Genomic DNA, 3,011 nt, shown 5'->3' on the forward strand with positions numbered 1-3,011 from the left:
CCGAGCCGTTGCCGCTGCCGTTGAAGACATCACTCACCTACGCGCGTCAGCGCCGGACCCAGGCGAGCCCGGACGACGCTCTCTACAAGGCCGGTTGGGACTGGAAGGACGGCCGGTTCGAGGGCGAGCAGTCCGATGTGGAGCAGCTGCGCGCCTGGGGTGCGGGATCCGGCATCCCGGGTCTCCGGGATCTGCCGGGCCCGGGCGAGGAGTTCGACGGCGAGACGACGCGCTTCGGCGCGCTCGCGCTGCGGGTCTGGTCACCGTTGCTCAAGGCCGAGCAGGGGAGCTGGTGAACATGACCTCATCCGACTCTGCTGACCGTCTCGGGTTCCGCTTCGACCTCAGCGGCCCCCTCCCGACCGGGACGACGCTGATCGAGGCTTCGGCCGGCACGGGGAAGACCTTCACCATCGGCGCGCTGGTCACTCGCTACGTCGTCGAGGGGGTCGCCACCCTCGACGAGATCCTGGCGATCACCTTCGGTCGTGCCGCGTCCCAGGAGCTGCGCGAGCGGGTGCGGAAGAGCCTGCTCGACGCCGAGCGGGCGCTCGCAGAGGCTGCCCGCGGTGGGCGCCCGAACCCGCTCGACGCCCACCTCGAGCTCCTGCTGAACGTGTCCGAGGAAGAGATCGCCGTACGCCACGAGCGCGTGCGCGACGCGCTCGCCTCCTTCGACGGTGCCACGATCGCGACGACACACCAGTTCTGTCAGCTCGTGCTGCGGTCGCTCGGCGTGGCCGGTGACACCGATGCAGGTGCCGAGCTGGTCGAGTCGCTCGACGAGCTGGTCGTCGAGGTTGTCGACGATCTTTACCTGAAGTGGTTCGGAGAGGCCAAGGAGCGGCCACCGTTCGATCGCGACGATGCGCTCGGGCTGGCGCGCACCGCGGTCGAGGATCCGCAGTCGGTGCTCGCCCAGGCGCCGACCGAAGATCTGGTCGCGGGCGCACGGGTGCGGTTCGCCGAAGCGGTGCGCGACGAGGTCGACCGGCGCAAGCAGATGCGCGGCATCCTGTCCTATGACGACCTGCTCTCCCGGCTCGCGGTCGCTCTGGAGGACCCGTTCGCGCCCGCACGGGCACGGATGCGACAGCGGTGGCGGATCGTGCTGGTCGACGAGTTTCAAGACACCGACCCGGTGCAGTGGCAGGTGCTGTCGCGGGCCTTCGAGGGTCACGCCACGCTCGTGCTCATCGGCGACCCGAAGCAGGCGATCTACGCCTTCCGCGGCGGAGACGTCTTCACCTACCTGGAAGCCGCTCGGACCGCTCGGACACAGGCGACGCTCGGCACCAACTGGCGCAGCGACGCGCCGCTGGTCGAGCGGCTCCAGGTCGTCCTGCGGGGCGCAGCGCTCGGGTCTCCGGAGATCGTCGTCCACGACGTCGGGGCCCATCACGCCGGCTCCAGGCTGGTCGGGGCGCCGAACCCGTCGCCGTTCCGGATCCGTCGGGTGGGGCGCAGGGGTTTCAAGCTCACCCGCGGAAAGATGGTCACCGCCGGTGACGCGCGCACCCATATCGCCCGGGACCTCGCCGGGGACATCGCCGAGCTGCTCGGTTCGGGTGCCACCTGGTGCGACCGCCCGGTCCGGGCCGGAGACATCGCGGTCATCGTCGCCGTACGCACCCACGGGCTGCTGGTGCAGCGCACGCTGCAGGAGCACGGCATCCCGGCCGTCATGGCCGGTGGCGGCGACGTGTTCCTCACCCCCGCCGGCGAGGACTGGCTCGCGCTGCTGCAGGCGCTCGACTCGCCCCACCGGACGCCGCTGGTACGAGCGGCCGGGCTGAGCGTCTTCTTCGGCTACACCGCGACCGAGCTCGATGCGGGGGGCGAGGTGCTCACCTCACGCATCGCCGACACGCTGCGCGGCTGGGCGCTCCTGCTGCGTGGTCGGGGCGTCGCCGCGCTGACCGAGGCGGCGGAGGAGCGCGGGCTCACCGCGCGCGTGCTGCAGCGCACCGACGGGGAGCGGCTGCTGACCGACGTACGTCACCTGGGGCAGCTGCTCCATGACATCTCCGTGCGCGACTCGCTCGGGCTGCCGGCGCTGCTGTCCTGGTTCCGTGACGAGCGGCGTCGCTCAGCCGTCGCCGAGCGCCCGCGGCGGTTGGACTCGGATGCCGCGGCGGTGCAGATCGTGACGGTGCACGGCTCGAAGGGGTTGGAGTATCCGATCGTCTACCTGCCCTTCGCCTACGACTTCTTCGTCCGGGACCCCGAGGTGGCCCACTTCCACGACGCCTCCGGGCAGCGCACCATCGACGTCACCCGGACCGGTGCGCAATGGGCCGAGCATCTGGCGCGCCATCAGGCCGAGGAGCTGGGCGAGGAGCTGCGCGACCTCTACGTCGCGCTGACCCGAGCGCAGTCTCAGGTCGTCGCCTGGTGGGCGCCGACAGCCAACACCGCCACCGGCGGGCTGCACCGGCTGCTCTTCGGGCGAGGCCCTGGTCAAGCGGTGGTTCCCGACAACGTCGCCGTGCCGAGCGACGAGGACGCGGCAAGCCTGCTGGGCAATGTTGCGCGCCATGCTGGTCCATCGGCCGAGGAAGCGGTGCCGGTCACCGCCGTGCCGCCGGTGCGCGAGACGCCGCCCGGCATGCTGGCCGCGCGGGCGTTCACGCGCGAGGTGGACGCCGAGTGGCGGCGTACGTCCTACTCGGGGCTGATCCGGGTCGACGAGGGAGTCGCGGCAACCTCCGAGCCGGAGGTCGAGGGCAAGGACGACGAGCCCATCGTCGAGGACGTCGATCTTGTCGAGAACCCCGCGGAGGAGGAACACATCTCACCCATGGCCGAGCTGCCCAAGGGCGCCGGCTTCGGCTCGCTCGTCCACGCGGTCCTGGAGCACACCGACCCCGCGGCGCCGGACCTGGGCGAGGAGCTGCTGGCGAGGACGCGTGAGCAGCTGCGCTGGTGGCCGGTGCCCGCCTCCGCCGAGGACCTCGCGACCGCGATCCTGCCGCTCAACCTGACCCCGCTCGGCCCGCTGGCCGACGGTC

Annotated in this window: 2 protein-coding genes; both read left to right on the forward strand. The window is 71.6% G+C overall.

Going from position 1 to position 3,011, the window contains the following annotated elements; translation table 11 throughout:
- Positions 1-296: hypothetical protein (locus ACRDPS_RS19535; RefSeq protein WP_431503325.1), on the forward strand; the 296-nt coding region annotated here is incomplete at its 5' end.
- Between the two features lie 2 nt (positions 297-298).
- On the forward strand, positions 299-3,011 hold a 2,713-nt coding region (locus ACRDPS_RS19540), incomplete at its 3' end, for a UvrD-helicase domain-containing protein (protein WP_431503326.1).

This window comes from Nocardioides sp., from assembly GCF_050699375.1.
In the GTDB taxonomy this organism is placed as follows: Bacteria; Actinomycetota; Actinomycetes; order Propionibacteriales; family Nocardioidaceae; genus Nocardioides.